Origin of the sequence: Xanthomonas hortorum (assembly GCF_011305375.1) — a bacterium.
Classification (GTDB): Bacteria; Pseudomonadota; Gammaproteobacteria; order Xanthomonadales; family Xanthomonadaceae; genus Xanthomonas; species Xanthomonas hortorum_E.
In genome coordinates, this window is the sequence record NZ_VCME01000006.1 from 140,236 (window position 1) to 162,914 (window position 22,679).

Consider the following 22,679-nt stretch of genomic DNA (forward strand, 5'->3'; position numbering starts at 1 on the left):
AACAGCAGGGGGCGCTTGCAACTGAAATAGCGCTTGCAACTGCAATGGCGCTCGGCGCTGTGCGCCTCATCACCACCGCATCGATCACACACTCAGCTCAGCGAAATACGGATCGCGGCAGCCGCAGCCAGCGGCGCCAGAACCACACCGATCACCAAACCGGCGCCCAACAACAACAACGCACCCACCGCATCCTGTCCTTGTCCACTTGCCGCAACACTGCCGGCACCGAACACCAGCACCGGCACATACAACGGCAACGCCAGCAACGCCACGAGAATACCAGAGCGTTTCATCGTCACCGTCAGCGCTGCAACCACGGCGCCGAGCAGACTTAAAAGCGGTGTTCCCAGCGCCAACGATGCCAGCAACACAGGGAGTTGGTCATGTGGCAGGTGCAGCAATTCGCCCAGCAGCGGCGTCACCGCAATCAGCGGCAACGCGCTGGTCGCCCAGTGCAGCAGCACGCGTACCGCGATCAGCCATGCCAGCGGCACCGGCGCCAGCAGCCATTGCTCCATCGAGCCGTCTTCCACATCGCTGCGGAACAACGCATCCAGCGACAGCAGCCCCGCGAGCAACACAGACAGCCACAGCACTGCCGGTGCGGCCTGCGCCAGCAGGTCGGGGCGTCCGCCCAGGCCCAGCGCGAACAACACCACGATCAGCAGCGCGAACAGGGCCGGTTGCAGCGCATCGCTGCGACGGCGCCACAGCAATTGCAGATCGCGGCTGAGCAAGGCGCGCGCGGCCTGCCACAGCGAGGGTTGTGGCGAATGCAGGCTCATGCCGCCGCCTCCAGCGTGAGCATGCGCGTGCGCACCGGCGGCGCGGCATAGGCGCCGTGGGTGGTGACCAGCGCCGCGCCACCGCCGCGCAGATGCGCGGAGATCATCCGGTTGACCAGGGTGATGCCGTCCAGATCCAGGTTGGCGTAGGGCTCGTCCAGCAGCCACAGCGGGGCCGGCGACAGCCACAACCGCGCCAGCGCCAGGCGCTTGCGTTGGCCGGCCGACAATTGCCGCACCAGCGCATCTTCGTAACCGGCCAGGCCGACGATGGCCAGCGCACTGCCGGGCATCTGCTTGGCGCGGCGGCCATGCAAACCGCACAGAAAGTGCAGGTTCTCCAGCGTGCTGAGGTCGGCCTTCAGGCCCGGCAGGTGACCGAGATAGGCCATGAAGCGGCTGCGGTCGCCACGCCGCGCGGTCTTGCCGTCGATCAGGATCTGCCCACGCTCCACATGCAGCAGCCCGGCCAGCACCCGCAACAGCGTGGTCTTGCCGGCGCCATTGTCGCCTTGCACCAGCAAGGCTTCGCCGGCATCTACATGGAAATCCAGCGGGCCGAACACCGGCTCCTCGTTGCGGCTGAAGGCCAGGGCGCGCGCGGCCAGCAGCGGTGGCGCAGTGTGCAGCGGTTCGATCATCGGCGCAGCGGGCTCCCGTCGCAGGACGGCATGGGGAAGGGCCTGGGCATGGCACGCTCCAGACTGGGCGCGCATTGTAGCGACGATGGCCCGGTGTCGGGGGTGCACCGGGCGGCGTGATGTGTCCGGGAACGCTGTTTTGCACCGGCCGGGCGCAACCGCCTGGCGGCTTTGCGTACACTCGCGGTCCCCCGTTTCTTGTCCGGACCGGCACGATGCCCCTCACGACCAAGCTGCCCAAGGTGGGCACCACCATCTTCACCGTCATGTCGCAGCTGGCGGCCGAGCACGGCGCGGTGAATCTGGGCCAGGGTTTTCCTGATTTCGCAGTGCCGTCGCGGCTGGTCGATGAACTGACCAAGGCCATGGCGGCCGGCCACAACCAGTACCCGCCGATGACCGGCGTGGCGGCCTTGCGCCAGGCCATTGCCGGCAAGGCGCAGCGTTGCTACGGCGCGCAGGTCGATGCCGACAGCGAGATCACCGTTACCAGCGGCGCCACCGAGGCGATCTTCAACGCCATCCACGCGGTCGTGCGCGCAGGCGAGGAGGTCATCGTGCTGGACCCGGCCTACGACTGCTACGAGCCGGCGATCGATCTGGCCGGCGCGCGCGCGGTGCACGTGGCGCTGGACCCGCAGACCTTCGCGGTCGATTGGGATGCCTTGCGCGCGGCGATCACGCCCAAGACGCGCTTGCTGATGATCAACTCGCCGCACAATCCGTCCGGCGCGATGCTGTCTGCCGACGACATGCAGACGCTGACCGAACTGCTGCGCGGCACCGAGATCTTCCTGCTCTCGGACGAGGTCTACGAACACATCGTGTTCGACGGCCGCCGTCACGAGTCGGTGTTGCGCTGGCCGGAGTTGCGCGAGCGCGCATTCGTGATTTCCAGCTTCGGCAAGACCTATCACTGCACCGGCTGGAAGATCGGCTACGCCATCGCACCGCCCGCACTGAGCGCCGAGTTCCGCAAGGTGCACCAGTACAACACCTTCACCAGCTTCGGCCCGGCCCAGCACGCGTTTGCCGCAATGATCCGCGACGAACCCGAACACGACGAGCAACTTGGCGCGTTCTATCAAGCCAAGCGCGACCGTTTCCGCGAACAGCTGCTGACCACACGTCTGAAACCATTGCCGGTGCCCGGCGGCTATTTCCAGCTGGTGGATTATTCTGCCATCAGCGATCTGCCCGACACCGAGTTCGTGAAGTGGCTGACGGTGGAGAAGGGCGTGGCGGCGATTCCGCTCTCGCCGTTCTATGAAACCGCGCCCGCTGGCCAGCGTCTGGCACGGCTGTGCTTTGCCAAGAACGATGCGACGCTGGATGCGGCGATCGAGCGCTTGCAGAAGCTCTGAGGGGCTGGGATTCGGGAATGGGGATTTGGGAATCGAAAAGGCGGTTGGTCGCTTTTCGATCTGAATCCGCAGAAAGCCTGATGCCATGAAGCCGCACGAAAACTCGCCGTCCGATTCCCGATTCCCGAATCCCGATTCCCGATTCCCGATTCCCGAGTCCCGAGTCCCGAGTCCCGATTCTCCATTCCCGAGCCTCAACCATGCACGACCTCCGCATCTCGCTTGTCCAGGGCGACACCCGCTGGCACGACCCGGCCGGCAATCGCGACTATTACGGCGCGCTGCTGGAGCCGTTGGTCGGGCAGACCGATCTGGTGATCCTGCCGGAGACCTTTACTAGCGGGTTTTCCAACGATGCCATCGACAAGGCCGAGGGCATGGACGGGCCCACGGTGGCGTGGATCCGCGCGCAGGCCGCGCAGCTGGGTGCGGTCGTCACCGGCAGCGCGCAGGTGCGCACTCCGCAGGGCGTGTTCAATCGGCTGCTCTGGGCCACGCCGGACGGTGTGCTGCAGTCCTACGACAAACGCCATCTGTTCCGCTTCGGTAACGAGCATCTGCGCTACGCGGCCGGGCGCGATCGCCTGACGGTCGAATGGAAGGGCTGGCGGATCAATCCGCAGGTCTGCTACGACCTGCGCTTTCCGGTGTTCTGCCGCAATCGCTACGACGTTGAGCGGCCGGGTCAATTGGATTTCGATCTGCAACTGTTCGTGGCCAACTGGCCGTCTGCGCGCGCGTATGCGTGGAAGACGCTGCTGCGCGCTCGCGCGATCGAGAACCTGTGCTTTGTGGCGGCGGTCAACCGCGTCGGCGTCGACGGCAACCAGCTGCACTACGCCGGCGATAGCGCGGTGATCGATTTCCTGGGCCAGCCGCAAGTGGAAATCCGCGAGCGGCCGCAAGTGGTCACCACCACCATCAGTGCGTCGGCGCTGGCCGAGCATCGCGCGCGCTTCCCGGCGATGCTGGATGCGGATACGTTTTCGTTGACGGAGTAGGGCGGAGTCGGCGGTTGGGATTGGGAATTAGGGATTAGGGATTCGCAACAGCGAGCATGCTGCTGCCTGCGCCAATGTCGCTTACGCCAATCCCGAATCCCGAATCCCGAATATCCAATCCCCAATCCCGGCTACTCAGCCAGCCGAATCTCGTACACCGTCGGCCAACGTTTGCCGGTGACGAACAGGCGGTCGTGCTCGGCGTCGTAGGCAATGCCATTGAGCACATCGTTGCCCGGATCCGTCAGCGTGTCGGCATCCGGTACCAGTGCCTTCAAATCGATCCAGCCGATCACCTTGCCGCTGGCCGGGTCGATGCGTGCGATGCGGGTGGTCAGCCAGACATTCGCCAACAGCTCGCCTTTCACCCATTCCAGCTCGTTGAGGTTGTCCAGTGGCCTGCCGCTGGCGGTGACCTTGATACTGCCCACCTGTTGCAGCGTCTCCGGATCGAGGCGGCGGATGGTGGAGCTGCCATCGCTCATGTACAGGCTGCTGGCATCGCTGGTCAGTGCCCAGCCCTCGCCGGAATACGCAAAACGCGTACGCGGCGTGAGCGTGGCCAGGTCGTAGACAAAGCCCTGCTGATTGCGCCAGGTCAGTTGAATCAGCTTGTCGCGCCAGGCCACGATGCCTTCGCCGAAGTAGGGCGGCGGTGTCGTGACTTGCTGCAGTACGCGGCCGGTGTGCAGCTCGACCTTGCGTACGCTGGAACGGCCAAGTTCCCCGGTGCTTTCGTAAAGGTATCCGTCCAGATAGAACAGGCCCTCGGTGAACGCGCCGGTGTCGTGCGGATAGGTCTTCACCACGGTGTAGCGCTGGGTCGGAATGGCCTCGCCGGCAATGGCCGCAGACGGCACTAGCAGGGCGGTCAACAGGGTGAAGTGAGCGGTGCGTAACATGCCGCGATCATCCCATGCGCAAGGCGCTTTCTGCACCACCAGGCACGCCTGGCGGCAGCGGCAATCATTCGCTGAACGGTCGCCTGTGCGATGCCTGGAAGTTGTCGCGACTGCCACGCCCGCGCTGCTAGGCTCGGCGCCACGTTCATCAACCGGAATGCCCACATGATCAAGTCGCTTTCTCTTTTCGCGCTGCTGGGCGCTGCCGCACTCGCACCGCAGGCCCAGGCTGCAGGCAACATCGACTGCAAACTGTCGTTCAATCTGGAAGGCTGGTCGGTGTTCTACAAGACCGCTAGCGGCACCGGCACTATCACCTGCGACAACGGTGCAGTGATTCCGGTCAAGATCTCCAGCAAGGGCGGCGGCCTGACGGTTGGTAAGTCCAAGATCACTGGCGGCCGCGGCACCTTCAGCGGCGCCTACAGCCTCAATGATCTGCTCGGCACCTACGCAGCGGCCGAAGCGCATGCCGGCATCGTCAAATCCAGCACCGCACAAGTCGTCACCAAGGGGGACATTTCGCTGGCCCTGGCCGGAACGGGCGAGGGCGTGGATCTGGGCGTCAATGTAGGCAACTTCGTGATCGAGCGTCGCAAGTAAGACGCAGCAGATCGCGCTGAAGACGGCACTGAACAAGCGCATCGGACGGCCGTGCAACACGCACTGCTCGTAACTACGCATACCGACCATCTCGACCGGTCCTTGCCCGCCCACCATCGCGGGACTTTACGCGGCATGGATGCCGCGTAAGAGCCTACACGGACGTACTTGCGGCGTGTCCCGCGATGGTGGGCGGACAAGGGCCCTGCAGCCAAGCCGCAGGTCATCTTGTTGGCCGCGCTAAAGCTGCCTCGCGTGCCGGTTCATTGGTGCGAGCCACAGTTAATGTCTTCGCGCTTACTTCGATGTATCGCGTGATTCAAGCAGACATGATCCAAGCGATAACGAAAAACGGCCCTTCGCAGGGCCGTTTTTTTATTGCGCGTCTTGTAGCTTAGCGACCGCGATTGCCACCGCCTGGTGGCCGACGGTTGCCGCCACCCGGGGGACGACCACCCGGACCACCTGGGCCACGTGGAGCGCCGCCCGGACCACCGGGACCGCGATTACCACCCGGTCCACGGTTACCGCCGGGGCCGCCTGCACGAGCACCGGTCGGACGACCTGCTGCCGGACGTGCCGCGCCATACGGGCTGAAACCCGGGTTGGCGTGGTCGGACGGGAAGCTCGGTGCGTTGCCCGGGTGACCGTACGGATGCTTGCGCTGACCCTGGCCTTGACCCTGTGACTGACCTTGTCCACCGCCGCCGCCAGCAGTGCCACGGCCTTGCCCCTGACCTTGGCCGCCGGCACCAGGACGCGCACCGCCCGGACCCTTCTTGGCGTACGGACGTGCCTGGCCGGTGCCGGGACCGCTTGGGCCGGCGTTGCGGTGGCCACTCGGGCCGGTGCTCACGCCATCGGGCACATACCAGCTGCGGAACGCGGCCGGATTGCCGTCCGGCAACGCGCGATCGCCCTTGCCCGGCGCGCGCGGCTTGAACGGGCGCTGCTGCGACTGCCGCGCGGCCGCTTCGCCGCTGACCGTGAGGCCACCCTTGAAACCGCCCGGCTTGCCGCGACCACGGCCGCCGCGATCGTCGCGCGGGTTGTCGAAGCGACGCAGCTCGCGGCCTTCGTCGGCGCCGGAGGTCTGCCCATTGACGTAGGCATTACTGCGGCCATCGCGCGACACGTGCACGGTGGATTTGGCCGCACGGCGCTGGCCGATCACCGGCTGCAGCGTCAGTGCCGACGGCGCGCCTTCTTCCAGCTTGAGTTCGGCGCGCAGGGCGTCGACCTTTTCCTGCGCCACTTCGACCGACTGCCCACGCAGCAACTCGCGCGGCAGCGAGATCTTGCCGTAGCGGCTGCGCTTGAGGCGGCTGACCTGGCAGCCTTGCGACTCCCACAGGCGGCGCACTTCGCGGTTGCGGCCTTCCTTGACCACCACGCGGAACCAGTCGTGCGAGTCGGTGCCGCCGATGCGCTCGATCTCGTCGAACTTGGCACCGCCGTCTTCCAGCAGCACACCGCGCGACAGGCGCTCGATGATGGCGTCGGAGACCTTGTCCTCGCCTTCCGGCGCGCGCACGCGCACCACGTATTCGCGTTCGACCTCGTAGGAGGGATGCATCATCGCGTTGGCCAGCTCACCGTCGGTGGTCAGCAGCAGCAGGCCGGTGGTGTTGATGTCCAGGCGGCCGATGGCGATCCAGCGCGAGCCCTTCAATGCCGGCAGCGACTCGAATACGGTCGGGCGGCCTTCGGGATCTTCGCGCGTGGTCACTTCGCCTTCGGGCTTGTTGTAGATCAGCACGCGCGAGGGCTCGGTCAGCGCGCTGGCGACGAAACTGCGGCCGTCCAGCTCGATCTTGTCGCCGCTGCGCACCGACATGCCGGTCTGCGCGACGGCGCCATTGACCTTGATCAGGCCATCGGCAATGCGCTGTTCCAGCGCGCGGCGCGACCCCAGGCCGGCCTGGGCCAGCACCTTGTGCAGGCGCTCTTCCAGCTTGGGCGCTTCGGGCGCGCTGTCGCGCTTGAGGGAGAGTTTGTTCAACGACAGCTTGCGGGGGGTGTCACTCATGTGTCTGGCTCCGGCCGACGCGTTGCGGGTCGGCCTCTGGGTCGGAATCGGCTTCGTCAACAGCCACGGTCGTCGTCGCGACGGCGTTGTCTTCGTCTTCGTTCACTGCATCCGCGCGCGTGCCCGGCGCGGTGTCGGGGGCGCCCTCACGGGCGTCGTCTGGGTCCAACGTGTTCTGGTCCTGCGCCGAGGCATGCTCGGAGTGTTGCGGTGTTGCGTCGATCGGGTCTTCGGCGCCGGTGGCGTCGGTGGCGTTGTCTGCATCGCCGGCGTCGTGTGTTTCTTCATCCAATTCGGCATCGGTGGTGTCGCCATCAGAGTCCGCGTCTGCCGCATCGGCATGCGTCTCACCAAGCGCTGCATCCATCGCCGCCGATGCCGGCACTGCGCCATCCAGCTGACCATCACGGTCCAGCGGCAGCTGCGGTTCCAGCTCGGCGATGTCCTTCAACTCAGACAATGGCGGCAGCTCGTCCAATCGCTTGAGCCCGAAGTAGTCCAGAAACCCCTTGGTGGTGCCGAACAGGGCCGGCTTGCCGGGCACGTCGCGGTGGCCCACCACGCGGATCCATTCGCGTTCTTCCAGGGCCTGGATGATGTTGCTGCTCACCGCCACGCCGCGCACCTGCTCGATCTCGCCGCGGGTGATCGGTTGGCGGTAGGCGATCAGCGCCAGGGTTTCCAGCGTGGCGCGGGTGTACTTGGTGCGGCGCTCGGTCCACAGCCGGGCGACCCAGCCATGCACATCGGCCTTGACCTGGAAGCGGAAGCCCGAGGCCACCTCGACCAGTTCCACGCCGCGGTCGGCGCAGCCCTCGCGCAACAGTTCCAGCGCGCGCTCGACGCTGCCGGGCGGCGCCGGTTCTTCTTCCGGAAACAGCCCCTGCAGCTGCGCCAGCGTCAGCGGCTGGCTGCTCGCCAACAGGGCGGCTTCGATAATGCGGGTGATCAACGCTTGATCCATTCGGTGATCGGCTTCAGATAGGTTCGTTGGCGGCATCGCTGTCGTCGAATTCGCTGGAGAATTGCAACGGCGCATTGGTATTGCCCAACGCCAGCGACTTCACGTAGATCGGCGCCAGCGGCGCTTCCTGCACGATGTCCAGCAACTGCTCCTTGGCCAATTCGAGCAGCGCCAGGAAGGTGACCAGTACGCCGAGCTTGCCTTCTTCGGCAGTGAACAGCGATTCGAAACGGTAAAACTTGCCATCGTCCAGACGGCTCAGCACATCGCCCATGCGCTGGCGCACACTCAGCGCCTCGCGCTTGATCGCATGGCCGGTGAACAGCTCGGCGCGCTTGAGCACGTCGTACAGCGCCATCAGCATTTCTTTCAGTTCCACCGGCGGCGGCAGCTTGACCGCTGCGCGCTCGGGCAGATGCGCCTGTACCGGCGCGCTGTCGCGGCCCATGCGGGGCAGGGTGTCCAGATCTTCGGCGGCCTGTTTGAAGCGTTCGTATTCCTGCAACCGGCGTACCAACTCGGCACGCGGGTCGTTTTCTTCGCCTTCCTGGCTGGGCGGGCGCGGTAACAGCATGCGCGATTTGATCTCGGCCAGGATCGCGGCCATCACCAGATATTCGGCCGCCAGTTCGAAGCGCAGCTCCTGCATCACATTGATGTAGTCCACGTACTGCCGGGTGATCTCGGCGACGGGGATATCCAGAATGTCCAGATTCTGGCGGCGGATCAGATACAGCAGCAGATCCAGCGGGCCTTCGAAGGCATCCAGGATGACTTCCAGCGCGTCCGGCGGAATATACAGATCCTGCGGGATCTGCAGCACCGGTTGCCCATGCACCACCGCCAGCGGCATTTCCTGCTGCTGTGGCGGCGCGCTTGTGGCTGGCGGATTCGCGTCGTGCGCGAGTTCGGAATTCATCAGGTCGACATCGGGTGTTACGGTCGCCGGCCGCGGTCTGAGCCGCGCCTGCAGGGATTTGCCTTGAGTAATTGCAATCTAATGTCGCGCCTGTGCCGGCACGATCCCACAAATCCACATACGCCAATCCACATGAAAGCAGGCGCCACGTGGCATGCGGCGACGGAACAACGAGGAGGTCGTCTACACGGGCCGGTGGTAGGCAGCGAATCGGTCGTCGAGTGAGGCGTGGGGCCTGGGCCGACGGGCCGCTGCGTCCGGTTGCGTGTGCAGTGGTGCCAAGGGTAATGCGTGCGCGGGGGCGGTGTCCAGCGCTGACACGGCTAGAATCTCCGGCAGTGATCTTCAAGTCTTTGGCGAGGTGGCGTGTGTGGTACGTAATCGAAGGGTATGACCAGGCCGACGCACTGGCCGCGCGGCAGCAGGCGCGACCGGCGCATCTGGCACGTTTGCAGGCGCTTGCGGCGTCCGGCCGCTTGCTGGTGGCGGGCCCATGCCCGGCCATCGATGCCGAGGATCCGGGTCCGGCCGGTTTCAGCGGCAGCGTGGTCATCGCCGAATTCGAATCGCTGGAACAGGCGCGCGCCTGGGCCGATGCCGATCCATATGTGGCGGCGGGCGTGTATGTGCGCACCGAGGTCCGCCCGTTCCGGCGGGTGCTGCCATGAGCCGGGTCGAGCGGATCCGCGCCGCATTGCAGTCGGCCCTGGCGCCGAGCGAGCTGGAGGTAGTGGACGACAGCCATCGCCACGCCGGGCATGCCGGCGCGCGCGATGGGCGCGGGCATTTCAATGTGCGCGTGGTCAGTGCCGCGTTCGTTGGAAAGGCGCCGCTGGCGCGCCACCGCGCGGTCTATGCCGCAGTCGGCGAAATGATGCAGACCGATATCCATGCCTTGTCGATCGAGGCGTTTGCGCCTGGTGAGGCGGGGTAACCAGGTCAGCCGTCGTAGGAGCGCACCTGGGCGCGACAGGGGTTATCGGTAAGGCCCGTCGCGCCCAGGTGCGCTCCTACGGGGTCGACTGTCCCCTGACATGGCGGAACAAACTGCCCCAACCGTGATCCACGTTGTGCTTCGTTTGTGGACACGACAGTGCGGGATTGTTGCGACGCAGCACAATCTTTCACCTATTCATCACTTGCAGCTATTTGATCTGTAAGCGTTTTCATTGATGTGAAGATGGGGGTTTACGCCCTCATATGAAAACGCTTACAGTCCGCGCCAGTTTTGGGAACTCGGTCGCGGAGGGCGACACGAATGGCCAATGGTGCGGTCACCATCAAAGATGTCGCTCGGGAAGCACAGGTCTCCGTCGCAACGGTGTCGCGTGCGCTCAATGGGCACGATAACGTCGCCGGGCCGGTGCGCCAGTTGGTGCAGGAAGTAGCCGCACGGTTGCGCTACAGCCCGCATGCGGCGGCGCGCAGCCTCAGCAGCCGACGCACACAGACCCTGGGCGTGGTGCTGCCGGATCTGTACGGCGAATTCTTTTCCGAACTGATCCGCGGCATCGATGGTGCGGCGCGCGCCGCCGGCCAGCACCTGCTGGTGTCCAGCTATCACGGCGACCCGGAAGCGCAGGGCAGGGCGTTGCAGTCCATGCGCGGACGTGTCGACGGCTTGCTGGTGCTGTCTCCCTACGCCGAGCAGCCGGGTTTTCTCACCGATAACCTGCCGCAGGCGCTGCCGACGGTGTTGATCAATGCGCATCTGCCCGGTGCCGATTATCCGGTACTGAGCATCGACGACCATGCCGGTGCGATGGCGATGACCGAGCATCTGCTGAGCGCCGGCCATCGGCGCATCGCCTTCATCGGCGGGCCGGCGCTCAATTTCGATGCGCGCGAACGCCTGCGCGGGTTCCGCGATGCGATCGCCGCGCATGGCGATCAAGCACAGGGTCTGGAATATCCGGGCGATTTCGACGAGGCCTCCGGTCACCGCGCCGGGTTGGCGATGCTGGCCGACGGCACGTTGCCGGATGCGGTGTTCGCCGCCAACGACATGACCGCGCTGGGCTGCCTGTACGCGTTTGCGCAGGCCGATGTCTCGGTGCCCGGCGATGTGGCCCTGGCGGGCTTCGACGATATTCCGCTGGCCCGTTTCGTCCATCCGGCACTGACCACGATGCGGGTCAGCATCGCGCACCTGGGCGGGCAGGCGATGACCCGGCTGATGCGGCTGGTCGACCAGACCGGCGACGACGACGGCATCCGCCAGTTGCTGACGCCAGAGCTGGTGATCCGCGCCTCCTGCGGTGCCGACGAGCCCGGCCTCTGACTCCATTCGCTGCTGATCCATTCGGTCCTGACCTTTTGTCTGGCCACTGACCTCTTCGCGGACGTTCTGTCCGCTCCCGCTGCCCCCGCAGCGGTCGTTCCTGCAAGACCGCAACGCCACAACAACACTCTGTACCGATCCCTGGAGGGACCAATGCGCCACCACAACCCCTATTCCGCCAGTCCGGCGCGCAAGCTGCTCAGCTGCGCCCTGGCCAGTTGCCTGCTGCTGGGCGCCGCACCGGCCTTTGCGCAGAGTGCTGCCGCGACCATCCGCGGCCAGGTCACCGTCGACTCCGCACCCGCCACCCAGGCCCAGGTCACCGCCACCAACCTGGCCACCGGCCTGACTCGCACCGTACAGGTCAGCAATGGCGGCTATTCGCTCGGCGGCCTGCCGCCGGGTTCGTACCGTCTGGACGTCACTGCCAATGGCCAGACCACCTCGCAGAACGTCACCGTGCAGGTCGGCCAGACCGCCACCCTGAATCTGGGCGTCGGCGGCGAACCTGCCACGGCCGATGCTGGTAATGCCACCACGCTGGATGCGGTGCAGGTGAAGGCCCCGCCGGTCCTGGTGGAAACCCGCACCTCCGAGAACGCCACCTATATTTCCAACGTGCAGATCCAGAACCTGCCGCGTGCCACGCGCAACTTCCTGGAACTGGCCGACACCGTGCCGAACGTGCAGTTCACCCGCGATGCCAACGGCACCACCAAGGTTCGTTCGGGCGCCACCTCGGCCGAAGGCACCAACGTCTACATCGACGGCGTGAGCCAGAAGAACTACGTGCTGACCGGCGGCGTCAGTGGCCAGGATTCCAGCCGCGGCAACCCGTTCCCGCAGTCGGCGATCGGCGAGTACAAGGTCATCACCTCCAACTACAAGGCCGAGTTCGACCAGGTCAGCGGCGCTGCCATCGTGGCCTCGTCCAAGTCCGGTACCAACGATTTCCACGGCAGCTTCTTCTGGGACACCAGCAACGACGGCTGGCGCGAAGAGAGCCCGCTCGAAAAGCGCGCCGGCGTGCGCGACGACTTCGAAGAGACCCAGTACGGCGCCACCTTCAGCGGCCCGATCCTCAAGGACAAGGCGCATTTCTTCATCGCTTATGAGGCCAAGGAATACACCACCCCGAACGTGGTGATCCCGGGTTCGATCTATTCCGACCGCATCGACCAGCTGCCCGCGCAGCTGCAGCCGCTGGTGGCCACCTACAGCACGCCGTTCAAGGAAGACCTGTACTTCGCCAAGATCGACTGGACCATCGGCGAGAACAACCTGTTCGAACTGAGCGGCAAGTACCGCAAGGAAGACGAGCTCAACGACGTCGGCGGCACCTCGACCTTCGAGCACGGCAGCATCAACGGCCAGGAAGAAAAGCGCGCCAACCTGCGCTGGCAGTACAGCGGTGCCAATTTCCTCAACGAGGCCAACCTCAGCTATGAGAGCGCGTTCTGGAACCAGGCCCCGATCAACAACGGCACCGGCTACGTGCTCAGCTACACGCCCAACCGCGGTAACGAGACCGACGTGCTCGCCGCAGGCGCCGGCAGCAGCTTCCAGCGCAAGGGCCAGAAGGGCTGGACCTTCCAGGACGATTTGACCTTGAACAGCCTGGAATGGCACGGCGCGCACACCGTCAAGATGGGCGTGAAGTTCAAGAGCATCGATCTGAATTCCACCCAGTTCAACCCGGCCAACCCGCAGTACTACTACAACATCCTCAGCGACGTCGAAACGCCGTATCGGGTGCGCTTCGGTGCGCCGCTGGTGGAAGGCGGCGGCTCGGTGGTGTCCAAGAACAAGCAGTACGGCATCTACCTGCAGGACGACTGGGAGGTCAACGAGCACTGGACCCTGAACCTGGGCGTGCGCTACGACTACGAAGAATCCCCGGCGTTTCTGGACTTCGTGACGCCCTCCGACGTCGCCGGTGCGCTGCAGAACTGGCCCAACCTGCAAAACGCCAACTACAACATCAACGACTTCATCAGCACCGGCAACAACCGCAAGGCGTTCAAGAACGCCTGGCAGCCGCGCCTGGGTGCCTCCTACGATCTGTTCGGCGATCAGGCGCATGTGATCTACGGCGGTGCCGGCCGTGCGTACGACCGCAACATCTTCGATTACCTGGCGTTGGAGCAGCTCAACAACTCGTTCAACTCCTATAGCTACTACTTCACCAGCGCCAACAACCCGGCTTGCCTGGGCGACCCGTGCACCGCATGGGATCCGGCCTACAGCACGCAGGAAGGCCTGAACACGTTGACGGCCAACAGCACCGGCGGTGGCGGTCGCGAGGTCTACCTGATCGATAACAACATCAAGACCCCGTACTCGGACCAATACAGCATCGGCATGCGCAACATGGTGCCGCTGTGGGGCCAGGACTGGTACACCGATGTGACCTTGAGCCGTATCGAAAGCCATGACGGCTTCGCCTTCGTGCGCGGCAACCGTCTGCCGGACGGCTCGTTCTTCCAGCCGGGCACCACCTCCGGCTCGCCGAACGACGGCCCGGACGGCTATAGCGCGATCGTGCTCGGCACCAATGGCGTGGAGACCCGCAACAACCAGCTCGCCTTGCAGGTCGAAAAGCCGTATGACGAGGAATCCGGCTGGGGCCTGACCGTGGCTTACACCTTTTCCGATGCCAAGGAAAACCGCCAGTTCGGCGAGCATTACGCACTGGATCGCGAACGCGTCGAAGACTACGGCTGGCGTGAGGCCGGCGGTATTGCCAAGAACCGTCTGGTGGTCACCGGCATCTACGAGCTGCCTTACGAAATCAAGCTGTCCGGCAAGCTGTCGCTGGCCAGCCAGACCGCGCGCTATGGCCAGAACTGCGTGGCCGGCAACGACCAGTGCTACATCGTCCAGTTCAAGCCGGACGGCACGCTGGGCTACAAGGAGTTCAGCATCGCGGCCAATAAAGAATGGGATACCGGTGGCGGTGTCAAATTCAACGTGCGTGCGGATATCCTCAACGTGTTCAATTGGGTGAACTACGCCAACTTCAACGGCGAAACCGGGACACTCGAAGACTTGAACACGGCTTACGGCACACCAACCGGTGTGCTGGCGTCGCCGATGCGTACCTTCCGTCTGGCCTTCGGCCTGAACTGGTGAGGTACTCGACCGCCCTGGCAGTGTCAGGGCGGTCGAACTCGGCGCCTGGATAGGGTAGGTTGGCGTGCGAGATGTAATCGATTACACGAGTGGGGGGCGGATGAACAGGGGCAGGACTTCGTATTGGTTGACGATTCCACTATTGCTGGGCGCGCTGGTGCTGGCGTCATGCAAACAGGCCGAGGAACCCAAGGTGGCCGAAAAGAAGGCCCCGGTGAAAGTCATTCTGGTGGAAGCGCAGCTGCCACCCAAACCGGTCAAACCGCCGTTGCCGCCGCTGTTTTCGGACATCGAGCGACGCACCTTCCAGTTTTTCTGGGACACCACCAACGAACTCAACGGACTGGCACCGGATCGGTTTCCGTCGCGCCCGTTCGCCAGTATCGCGTCGGTCGGGTTTGCGCTGACCGCGTATCCGATCGGGATCGAGAATGGGTGGATCAGCCGCAATCAGGCGATCGACCGCACCTTGACCACACTGAAATTCTTCCGCGATGCGCCAATGGGGCCGCAGCGGACCGGTAGGGCCGGTTACAAGGGCTTCTACTACCATTTCCTGGACATGCAGCAGGGCAACCGGTACGACAGCTGGGTCGAGCTGTCGAGCGTGGACACCGCGCTGCTGATGATGGGCGTGTTGTTCACCCAGTCGTATTACGACGGCGAGGACCCGCGCGAAAAAGAAATCCGCCAGATCGCCGACACGCTGTACAAGCGTGTGGACTGGCGCTGGCTGCAGCAGCGTGCACCGCTGATCTCGATGGGCTGGTTCCCCGAGAGTGGCTTCATCGACCACGACTGGATGGGCTACAACGAAGCGATGATGCTGTACATCCTCGCGCTCGGCTCGCCCACCCACGGCGTCGATGCCGAGGCGTGGACCAGCTGGACCCGCACTTACAACAACGACTGGGGCGTCTACCAGGGTCAGGAATATCTGTCCTTCGGCCCGCTGTTCGGTCACCAATACAGCCATGTCTGGATCGACTTCCGCGATATCCAGGACCAGTACATGCGTGAGCGCGGCATCGACTACTTCCTCAACAGCCGCCGCGCCACGCTGGCGCAGCGCGACTACGCCATCGACAATCCGATGAAGTGGAAGGACTACGGCGAGAACGTCTGGGGCCTGACCGCCGGCGATGGCCCGCAGAACACCAGCCAGGAATACCGTGGCGAGCAGCGTCAGTTCCGCCATTACTCCTCGCGCGGCGCCGGCCTGCGCGAGAACTTCGACGACGGCACCATCGTGCCATCGGCGGCGATCTCCTCGATCGTGTTCGCGCCCGAGGTGGTGATTCCGGCGGCCGAAGAAATGCACAAGCGCTATGGCGACTTTCTGTATTCGAGCTACGGCTTTCTGGATTCCTTCAATCCCAGCTTCAATTACGACATCCCGCTCAAGACCGGGCGCATGGTGCCGGACCGCGGCTGGGTGGCCAGCGACTACATCGCTATCGACCAGGGCCCGATCCTGGCGATGATCGCCAACTACCAGAACGAATTTGTCTGGACGGTGATGAAGAAGAACCCCTACATCCGCGCCGGTCTGGAACGCGCCGGCTTCACCGGCGGTTGGCTCACCCCCGAAGGCGAGCCGCAGCCCTTGCCCAAGAAGGACGAGCAGGCAGCCGCTGCCCGCTCGCTGGGCATGGCCGAGTCGCGCGCCGCCGCCGCCCAGGCCCAGCAGGACCCGTCGCAGCGGCAAAACTCCACGCAACGCCCCAAACCCGAGTAATCCGTGCGCCTTTTGAAATTGTTGATACTGGCCGCCGCCCTGTGTGCAGGTGCGGCGGGATGCAACCGCGCCGACCCGGCCAAGACCACCGTGCGCTTCTGGGCCATGGGCAAGGAGGCCGAGGTGGTCGCCGAGCTGGTGACCGAGTTCGAGAAGCAGAACCCGGACATCCGCGTGGATGTGCAGAACATTCCGATGACGGCGGCGCACGAAAAACTGCTCACCGCCTTCGCTGCGGATGGCTTGCCGGACGTGTGCCAGCTCGGCAACACCTGGCTGCCGGAGTTCGCCTTGCTCGACACGCTGGAACCGATGCAGCCGTACGTGGCGCGCTCCAGGATCGTCGACCCGCAGGATTACTTCCCGGGCGTGTGGGACACCAATCTGGTCGACGGCACCTTGTATGGGGTGCCGTGGTATGTGGACACCCGGTTGCTGTTCTATCGCAAGGATCTGCTGCGCGAAGCCGGCTACAGCGAAATGCCCAAGACCTGGGCCGGGATGGAACAGGTGATGGCGGCGATCAAGCGCAAGGTCGGCCCGGACCGCTATGCCATCTTGATGCCGCTCAACGAATTCGAGCAGCAGCTGTCGTTCGCGCTGCAACAGGACGACCGCCTGCTGCGCGACCACGACAACTACGGTAACTTTCGCGGCGAAGGCTTCCGCAAGGCGCTGGGCTTCTACGACACCATGTATCAAAAAGGCTGGGCGCCGAAGGTCTCCGAGACCCAGGTCTCCAATGTCTGGTACGAATTCTTCAACGGCTATTACGCGTTCTATCTGTCCGGGCCGTGGAACGTGCGCGAGTTCAAGTTGCGCCAGCCGCCGGGCATGGAAGGCAAATGGGGCACCGCGCCGCTGCCGGGTCCGAACGGTTTGGGTGCCGGCATTGCCGGCGGTTCCAGCCTGGTGATCTTCAAGTCGTCCCAGCACAAGGACGCCAGCTGGAAGCTGATCGAATACCTGTCGCAGCCGCAGGTGCAGGCGCGCTTCCACGCCATCATCGGCGACCTGCCGCCGCGGCGCAGCACCTGGAAGTTGCCCTCGCTGGCCAACGACGAACTGGCGCATGCCTTCGGCGACCAGCTGGAGCGGGTCAAGGCCACGCCCAAGGTGCTGGAGTGGGAGCGCATCGTGCAGGAAATGCGGCTGGTGACCGAGCGGGTGGTACGTGGCGGCCAATCGCACGAGGCCGCCGTGCAGGAACTGGATAAACGCGTGGACGAGATTCTGGCCAAGCGCCGCTGGATCTTCGAACAGGAAGGCGGGCATGTCGGCCCGGCGGGTGACTCGGCCCAACCTGCCGCTGCCCCGGTCGCAGCGCCCGTCGTGACGCCGGCCGCCGCGCCAGCTGCAGCAGCGGACAAGGAGGCAGCACGATGATGAAGCGTAATTCCGTCGCCGGCTGGGTGTTCGCCGCGCCCTCGATCCTGGTGCTGGGCATGTTCTTCGGCGTGCCGGTGTTCGCCGCGCTGGTGCTCAGCGTCACCGACTTCGACCTGTACGCGCTGGCCGACAGCAGCCATCTGCGCTTCGTCGGCCTGGGCAATTACATCGAGCTGCTGCAGACGCCGCTGTTCTGGAAATCGTTATGGAACACCACGTACTTCGTGCTGCTGGGCGTGCCGATGTCGATCGGCGTGTCGCTGGGCGCGGCCTTGCTGCTCAACGCCAAGACCTCGCGCTTCAAGGCGGTGTTCCGCACCGCGTTGTTTGCCCCGGTGGTGACCACGCTGGTGGCGGTGGCGGTGATCTGGCGCTACCTGTTCCACATCAAATACGGCCTGGTGAACTTCGGTCTGAGCCATCTGGGCATCGCCCCGATCGACTGGCTGGGCGACCCGCGCTGGGCGATGCCGACCATCATGCTGTTCGCGGTGTGGAAGAACTTCGGCTACAACATGGTGATCTTCCTGGCCGGCCTGCAGGCGATTCCGCAGGACCTGTATGAGGCCGCGCGCATCGATGGCGCCTCGCGCTGGAAGCAGTTCCTGCACATCACCTTGCCGATGCTCGGCCCGGTGCTGATGGTGGTCGGGGTGATCACCATTTCCGGCTACTTCCAGCTGTTCGCCGAGCCGTACGTGATGACCCGCGGCGACCCACTGCAGAGCACCGTGAGCGTGCTGTATTTCATGTTCGAGGAAGGCTTCAAGTGGTGGAACCTCGGCCGCGCGTCCGCGGTGGCGTTCCTGCTGTTCCTGATCATCCTGGCGGTGACCACCGTGATGCTGCGCTTCGGCCGCAAGAGAGATTTGATATGAGTCGTGATGTCGGCCAATCGCGCTGGAATGCCGTGCTGATCAACGGTGGCTTGCTGGTGCTGGCCCTGGTCAGCCTGGCGCCGCTGCTGTGGATGCTGTCGGTGTCGTTCATGCCCACCGGCGAGGCCAGTCGTTTTCCGCCGCCGATGCTGCCCTCGGCGTTCACCCTGGCCAACTACCATGAGCTGTTCGCGCGCACCGGCATGGCGCGCAACTTCGCCAACAGCCTGATGGTGTCCGGGCTGATCACGCTCGGCTCGTTGCTGATCAACACCATGGCCGGTTATGCGTTCGCCAAGCTGCAGTTCGTCGGCCGCGAGCGCATCTTCAAGATCCTGATGGCCGCGCTGGTGATCCCGGCGCAGGTGGCGATGCTGCCGTTGTTCCTGCTGATGAAGCAGCTGCATCTGGTCAACAACATCGGCGGGGTGGTGGTGCCGGCGCTGGCGACGGTGTTCGGCATCTTTCTGGTGCGCCAGTACGCGCGCAGCATTCCCGATGAGCTGATCGAAGCCGCGCGCATCGATGGCGCCAGCGAGATGCGCATCTTCTTCCAGATCGTGCTGCCGATGCTCAAGCCGGTGCTGGTCACCTTGACCATCTTCACCTTCATGGGCTCGTGGAACGACTTCATGTGGCCGCTGATCGTGCTGACCGACCAGGAGCAGTACACCTTGCCGGTGGCGCTGGCGGCACTGTCGCGCGAGCACATCATGGACGTGGAACTGATGATGGCCGGCGCGGTGGTGACGGTGATTCCGGTGCTGGTATTGTTCATCGCGCTGCAGCGTTACTACATCCAAGGTCTTCTGCTGGGGAGTGTGAAGGGGTGAAGCGAGTGTTCCTGCGACTGTTTGCCATGGCCGCTGTCGTCACGTCTGCGGGCGCGGCGCAGGCGCAGGAGCGCGTGCTCGACGGTTTCAACGACATTGGCGCCTGGCGCCTGGTGGTGTCCAATCAGGTCAGCGGCTCGCTGCGCCCGGTGGCCACCACATCTGGCGGGCATGCGCTGTGCCTGGACTACAACTTCAACGGCGTGTCCGGCTATGTCGGCATCCGTCGCAACCTGCCGATCGAATATCCGGACAATTACCGCCTCGGCTTTGCGCTGCGCGGCGAATCGCCGTCCAACGATCTGCAGGTCAAGCTGATCGATGCCAGCGGCGACAACGTGTGGTGGGTCAATCGGCCGGGCTTCAATTTTCCGAAGAACTGGACCACCTTCAACTACCGCAAGCGCAATATCGAAAAAGCCTGGGGTCCTGGCGCGGACAAACAGCTGCGCAGCAGCGCGGATGTGGAATTCACCGTCTACAACAAGGTGGGTGGCAAGGGCTCGGTGTGCTTCGATCGGCTGACCCTCACACCGCTGCCGCCGGAAGACACCTCGCCGTTGAAGGCCGAGGCCATCACCGATACCGCGCCCGCACTGGAACAACGCCTGGCCGACGGCAAGTCGGAGACCTTCTGGCTCAGTGGCGCAGTCAAGCAACAGACCGTGACGCTGGATCTGGGCAAGGTGCGCGAATTCGGCGGCGCGGTGGTGCAGTGGGTGCCCGGCCTGCAGGCCTCGCAATACGTGGTGCGCGCCTCCAGCGACGGGCGCGGCTGGCGCGATCTGCGCACCGTCACCGCCGGTGCCGGCGGCACCGATTGGCTGGCACTGCCGGACACCGAGGCGCGCTATCTGCGTTTCGATCTCAAGGATGGCCCCAACTGGCGTTACGGCATCAAGGAAGTGCAGCTGCAGCCGTTGGCCTTCGCCGCAACGCCCAATGATTTCATCAAGTCGCTGGCCGCACAGATGCCGCGTGGCAGCTATCCGCGCGGTTTCTCCGGCGAGCAGCCGTACTGGACCATCCTGGGGCTGGATGGCGGCACCGAGCAGGGCCTGATCGGCGAAGACGGCGCGGTGGAAGTGGGTAAGGGCGGTTTCAGTATCGAACCGTTCGTGGTCACCGGCGGCAAGCTGCTGCATTGGTCCGACGTCAGCAGCGAGCAGAGCCTGCAGGACGATTACCTGCCGATTCCCAGCGTCGACTGGCACCACGACCTGATGAATTTGCGGGTGACTGCCTTCGTGCAGGGCACACCGGATCAGGCGCAGCTGGTCGCACGCTATCAACTGCACAACACCGGCAAGGAAGCGCGCGAGTTCACCCTGGCATTGGCGGTGCGTCCGTTCCAGGTCAACCCGCCGGCGCAGTTCCTCAACACCCTGGGCGGCGTCAGCCGGATCGAGCAACTGGCCGTGGATGGCGCGCAGGTCAGCGTCAACGGCAAGCCGCGCGTATTCGCCGCGCAGCGTCCGGATGCCGGCTTTGCCAGCGCCTTCGACAGCGGCATGGACGTCAGCCATCTCACCGCCGCCACACCGCCGACGATCACCCAGGTGAAAGACGAGACCGGTCTGGCATCGGGCGTGCTGTTGTATCGCTGGAAGCTGGAGCCGGGCCAACGGCGCGAAGTGGCGTTGGTGATTCCGCAGACCGGCACCGCGCAACTGCCGGCCGGCTTCGATGCCGACAAGGCGCAACAGCAGGTTGCCCAGCAGTGGCGCAGCAAGCTCGATCGCGTACGCATCAGCGTGCCGGCCGAAGGCAAGCCGGTGGTCGATACCTTGCGCACCGCGCTGGCGCATATGTTGATCTCGCGCATCGGCCCGCGTTTGCAGCCGGGCACGCGCTCGTATTCGCGCAGCTGGATCCGCGATGGCGCAATGATTTCCGAAGGCCTGTTGCGGCTCGGCCGCGAAGACGTGGTGCACGAGTACGTCGACTGGTTCGCGCCGTATCAATTCGACAACGGCATGGTGCCGTGCTGCGTGGACGACCGCGGCAGCGACCCGGTGCCGGAGAACGACAGCCACGGCGAGCTGATCTTCAACATCGCCGAGTACTACCGCTATACCGGCGACAAGGCGTTCCTGGAAAAGATGTGGCCGCACGTCACCGGCGCCTACGACTATATGGAAACGCTGCGCGCCAGCGAGCGCACCGAAGAGAACTTCATGCGCAATCCGGCCTTCTACGGAATGATGCCGGTGTCGATCAGCCACGAAGGCTATTCGGCCAAGCCGGTGCATTCGTACTGGGACAACTTCTGGGCGCTGCGCGGCTACAAGGATGCGGTGATGCTGGCCGGCGCGCTCGACAAGCCAGACGAGGTCGCCCGCTTCAGCACCGCACGCGACGAATTCAGTGGCGACCTGATCGCCTCGCTGGGTGCGGCGGTGCGCCAGCACAATCTCGATTTCCTGCCTGGCTCGGCCGAGCTCGGCGACTTCGATGCGACCTCGACCACCATCGCGCTGGCACCGGGTGGCGAGCAGCAGCGCCTGCCGCAGGATCTGCTGATCAATACCTTCGAGCGCTATTGGAAGGAGTTCTCCGATCGCCGCGACAGCAAGCGCGAATGGAAGGACTACACGCCGTACGAATGGCGCAACGTGGCCGCGTTCGTGCGCCTTGGCTGGCGCGACCGCGCCTGGGACGCCACCGCGTTCTTCTTCAAGGATCGCGCGCCGCAACCGTGGAATCAGTGGGCCGAAGTGGTCTCGCGCACGCCGCGCACGCCGTTCTTCGTCGGCGATCTGCCGCATGCCTGGGTCGCCTCGGACTTCGTGCGCTCGGTGCTGGACATGTTTGCCTACGGGCGCGAATCCGATGCCAGCCTGGTGATTGCGGCCGGCACGCCCACGCGCTGGTTCGAAGGCAAGGGAATCGGGATTGCCGAATTGCGCACGCCATACGGGCGCCTCAACTACACCCTGCAACGCACCGACAAGCAACTGGTGCTGCAACTGCAGCCCGGCTTGATCCTGCCGCCGGGCGGGGTGGTGTTGCCGTGGCCGTACCAGGGCACGCCGGGCAAGGCCAGCATCAACGGCGAATCGGCCGAATGGCAGAACGGTGAACTGCGCATCCAGCAACTGCCGGCCAATGTGCAGATCGATGTGCCCAGCGCGGTGCGGCGCGCCGAGCGCGCTACGCAATGAATGACGCACGTCGGCCTACCCGGGCAGCGCCGGCGCGGCGACGTGCCGGATGG

Annotated in this window: 18 protein-coding genes; 12 read left to right on the forward strand and 6 right to left on the reverse strand. The window is 64.7% G+C overall.

Translation table 11 applies throughout. The features are described from left to right. Positions 1-92 precede the first annotated feature (92 nt). Both ccmB and ccmA read right to left on the reverse strand, forming a co-directional pair. On the reverse strand, positions 93-788 hold the full coding sequence (gene ccmB, locus FFY45_RS06815; RefSeq protein WP_006452115.1) for a heme exporter protein CcmB: 696 nt from the start codon (positions 786-788) through the stop codon (positions 93-95). Continuing rightward, positions 785-1,429 (reverse strand): heme ABC exporter ATP-binding protein CcmA, encoded by a 645-nt coding sequence (gene ccmA / locus FFY45_RS06820; RefSeq protein WP_006452114.1) that lies wholly within the window; start codon positions 1,427-1,429, stop codon positions 785-787. The genes ccmB and ccmA overlap by 4 nt, the downstream gene beginning before the upstream one ends. A 215-nt stretch (positions 1,430-1,644) precedes the next feature. On the opposite strand from ccmA, the gene FFY45_RS06825 reads away from it, so the two are divergent. Together FFY45_RS06825 and FFY45_RS06830 are read left to right on the forward strand one after the other, a co-directional pair. Beyond that, the gene (locus FFY45_RS06825; protein ID WP_176339856.1) at positions 1,645-2,793 is read left to right on the forward strand and encodes a pyridoxal phosphate-dependent aminotransferase; all 1,149 of its coding nucleotides are present in this window, start codon (positions 1,645-1,647) and stop codon (positions 2,791-2,793) included. Positions 2,794-2,993: 200 nt separating this feature from the next. Continuing rightward, on the forward strand, positions 2,994-3,794 hold the full coding sequence (locus tag FFY45_RS06830; protein ID WP_176339857.1) for an amidohydrolase: 801 nt from the start codon (positions 2,994-2,996) through the stop codon (positions 3,792-3,794). 131 nt (positions 3,795-3,925) lie between these two features. Here the strand turns inward: FFY45_RS06830 and FFY45_RS06835 are convergent, their stop codons facing one another. Further along, positions 3,926-4,696, reverse strand: a complete 771-nt coding sequence (locus FFY45_RS06835) for a glutaminyl-peptide cyclotransferase (RefSeq protein WP_255171877.1) — start codon at positions 4,694-4,696, stop codon at positions 3,926-3,928. 165 nt (positions 4,697-4,861) lie between these two features. Between FFY45_RS06835 and FFY45_RS06840 the strand changes: the two genes are divergently transcribed. Continuing rightward, positions 4,862-5,299, forward strand: a complete 438-nt coding sequence (locus FFY45_RS06840; protein WP_006452110.1) for a hypothetical protein — start codon at positions 4,862-4,864, stop codon at positions 5,297-5,299. A 394-nt stretch (positions 5,300-5,693) separates the two neighbouring features. Here FFY45_RS06840 and FFY45_RS06845 read toward each other — a convergent pair whose 3' ends face one another. The 3 genes from FFY45_RS06845 to FFY45_RS06855 are packed head-to-tail and all read right to left on the reverse strand — an operon-like array spanning position 5,694 to position 9,211. After that, positions 5,694-7,328 carry a pseudouridine synthase gene (locus FFY45_RS06845; protein ID WP_176339858.1) on the reverse strand — a complete coding sequence of 545 codons (1,635 nt, stop codon included), beginning with the start codon at positions 7,326-7,328 and terminating at the stop codon, positions 5,694-5,696. Further along, entirely contained in the window at positions 7,321-8,292 is a 972-nt protein-coding gene (gene scpB / locus FFY45_RS06850) for an SMC-Scp complex subunit ScpB (RefSeq protein WP_176339859.1), read from the reverse strand. Before scpB ends, FFY45_RS06845 begins: the two co-directional genes overlap by 8 nt. Before the next feature lie 13 nt (positions 8,293-8,305). Further along, positions 8,306-9,211 carry a segregation and condensation protein A gene (locus FFY45_RS06855; protein WP_023904160.1) on the reverse strand — a complete coding sequence of 302 codons (906 nt, stop codon included), beginning with the start codon at positions 9,209-9,211 and terminating at the stop codon, positions 8,306-8,308. A 368-nt stretch (positions 9,212-9,579) separates the two neighbouring features. Between FFY45_RS06855 and FFY45_RS06860 the strand changes: the two genes are divergently transcribed. The 9 genes from FFY45_RS06860 (at position 9,580) to FFY45_RS06900 (ending at position 22,626) form a co-directional block, all read left to right on the forward strand. Continuing rightward, the gene (locus FFY45_RS06860) at positions 9,580-9,879 is read left to right on the forward strand and encodes a YciI family protein (protein ID WP_176339860.1); all 300 of its coding nucleotides are present in this window, start codon (positions 9,580-9,582) and stop codon (positions 9,877-9,879) included. Continuing rightward, positions 9,876-10,145, forward strand: a complete 270-nt coding sequence (locus FFY45_RS06865) for a BolA family protein (RefSeq protein ID WP_104550822.1) — start codon at positions 9,876-9,878, stop codon at positions 10,143-10,145. The genes FFY45_RS06860 and FFY45_RS06865 overlap by 4 nt, the downstream gene beginning before the upstream one ends. Before the next feature lie 324 nt (positions 10,146-10,469). Next, the gene (locus tag FFY45_RS06870; protein ID WP_176339861.1) at positions 10,470-11,492 is read left to right on the forward strand and encodes a LacI family DNA-binding transcriptional regulator; all 1,023 of its coding nucleotides are present in this window, start codon (positions 10,470-10,472) and stop codon (positions 11,490-11,492) included. Between the two features lie 153 nt (positions 11,493-11,645). Continuing rightward, positions 11,646-14,624 (forward strand): TonB-dependent receptor, encoded by a 2,979-nt coding sequence (locus FFY45_RS06875; RefSeq protein ID WP_176339862.1) that lies wholly within the window; start codon positions 11,646-11,648, stop codon positions 14,622-14,624. A 100-nt stretch (positions 14,625-14,724) separates the two neighbouring features. Next, positions 14,725-16,362, forward strand: a complete 1,638-nt coding sequence (locus FFY45_RS06880) for a glucoamylase family protein (RefSeq protein WP_043889243.1) — start codon at positions 14,725-14,727, stop codon at positions 16,360-16,362. A gap of 3 nt (positions 16,363-16,365) precedes the next feature. Continuing rightward, complete coding sequence (locus tag FFY45_RS06885; RefSeq protein ID WP_176339863.1) at positions 16,366-17,748, forward strand: extracellular solute-binding protein; 1,383 nt, start codon at positions 16,366-16,368, stop codon at positions 17,746-17,748. Next, positions 17,745-18,629: a carbohydrate ABC transporter permease gene (locus FFY45_RS06890; RefSeq protein WP_176339864.1), complete on the forward strand. Its 885-nt coding sequence runs from the start codon at positions 17,745-17,747 to the stop codon at positions 18,627-18,629. The genes FFY45_RS06885 and FFY45_RS06890 overlap by 4 nt, the downstream gene beginning before the upstream one ends. Then, on the forward strand, positions 18,626-19,462 hold the full coding sequence (locus tag FFY45_RS06895; RefSeq protein WP_104550826.1) for a carbohydrate ABC transporter permease: 837 nt from the start codon (positions 18,626-18,628) through the stop codon (positions 19,460-19,462). Before FFY45_RS06890 ends, FFY45_RS06895 begins: the two co-directional genes overlap by 4 nt. Positions 19,463-19,488: 26 nt before the next feature. Further along, on the forward strand, positions 19,489-22,626 hold the full coding sequence (locus FFY45_RS06900; protein ID WP_176339865.1) for a discoidin domain-containing protein: 3,138 nt from the start codon (positions 19,489-19,491) through the stop codon (positions 22,624-22,626). The last annotated feature ends 53 nt before the right edge of the window (positions 22,627-22,679 follow it).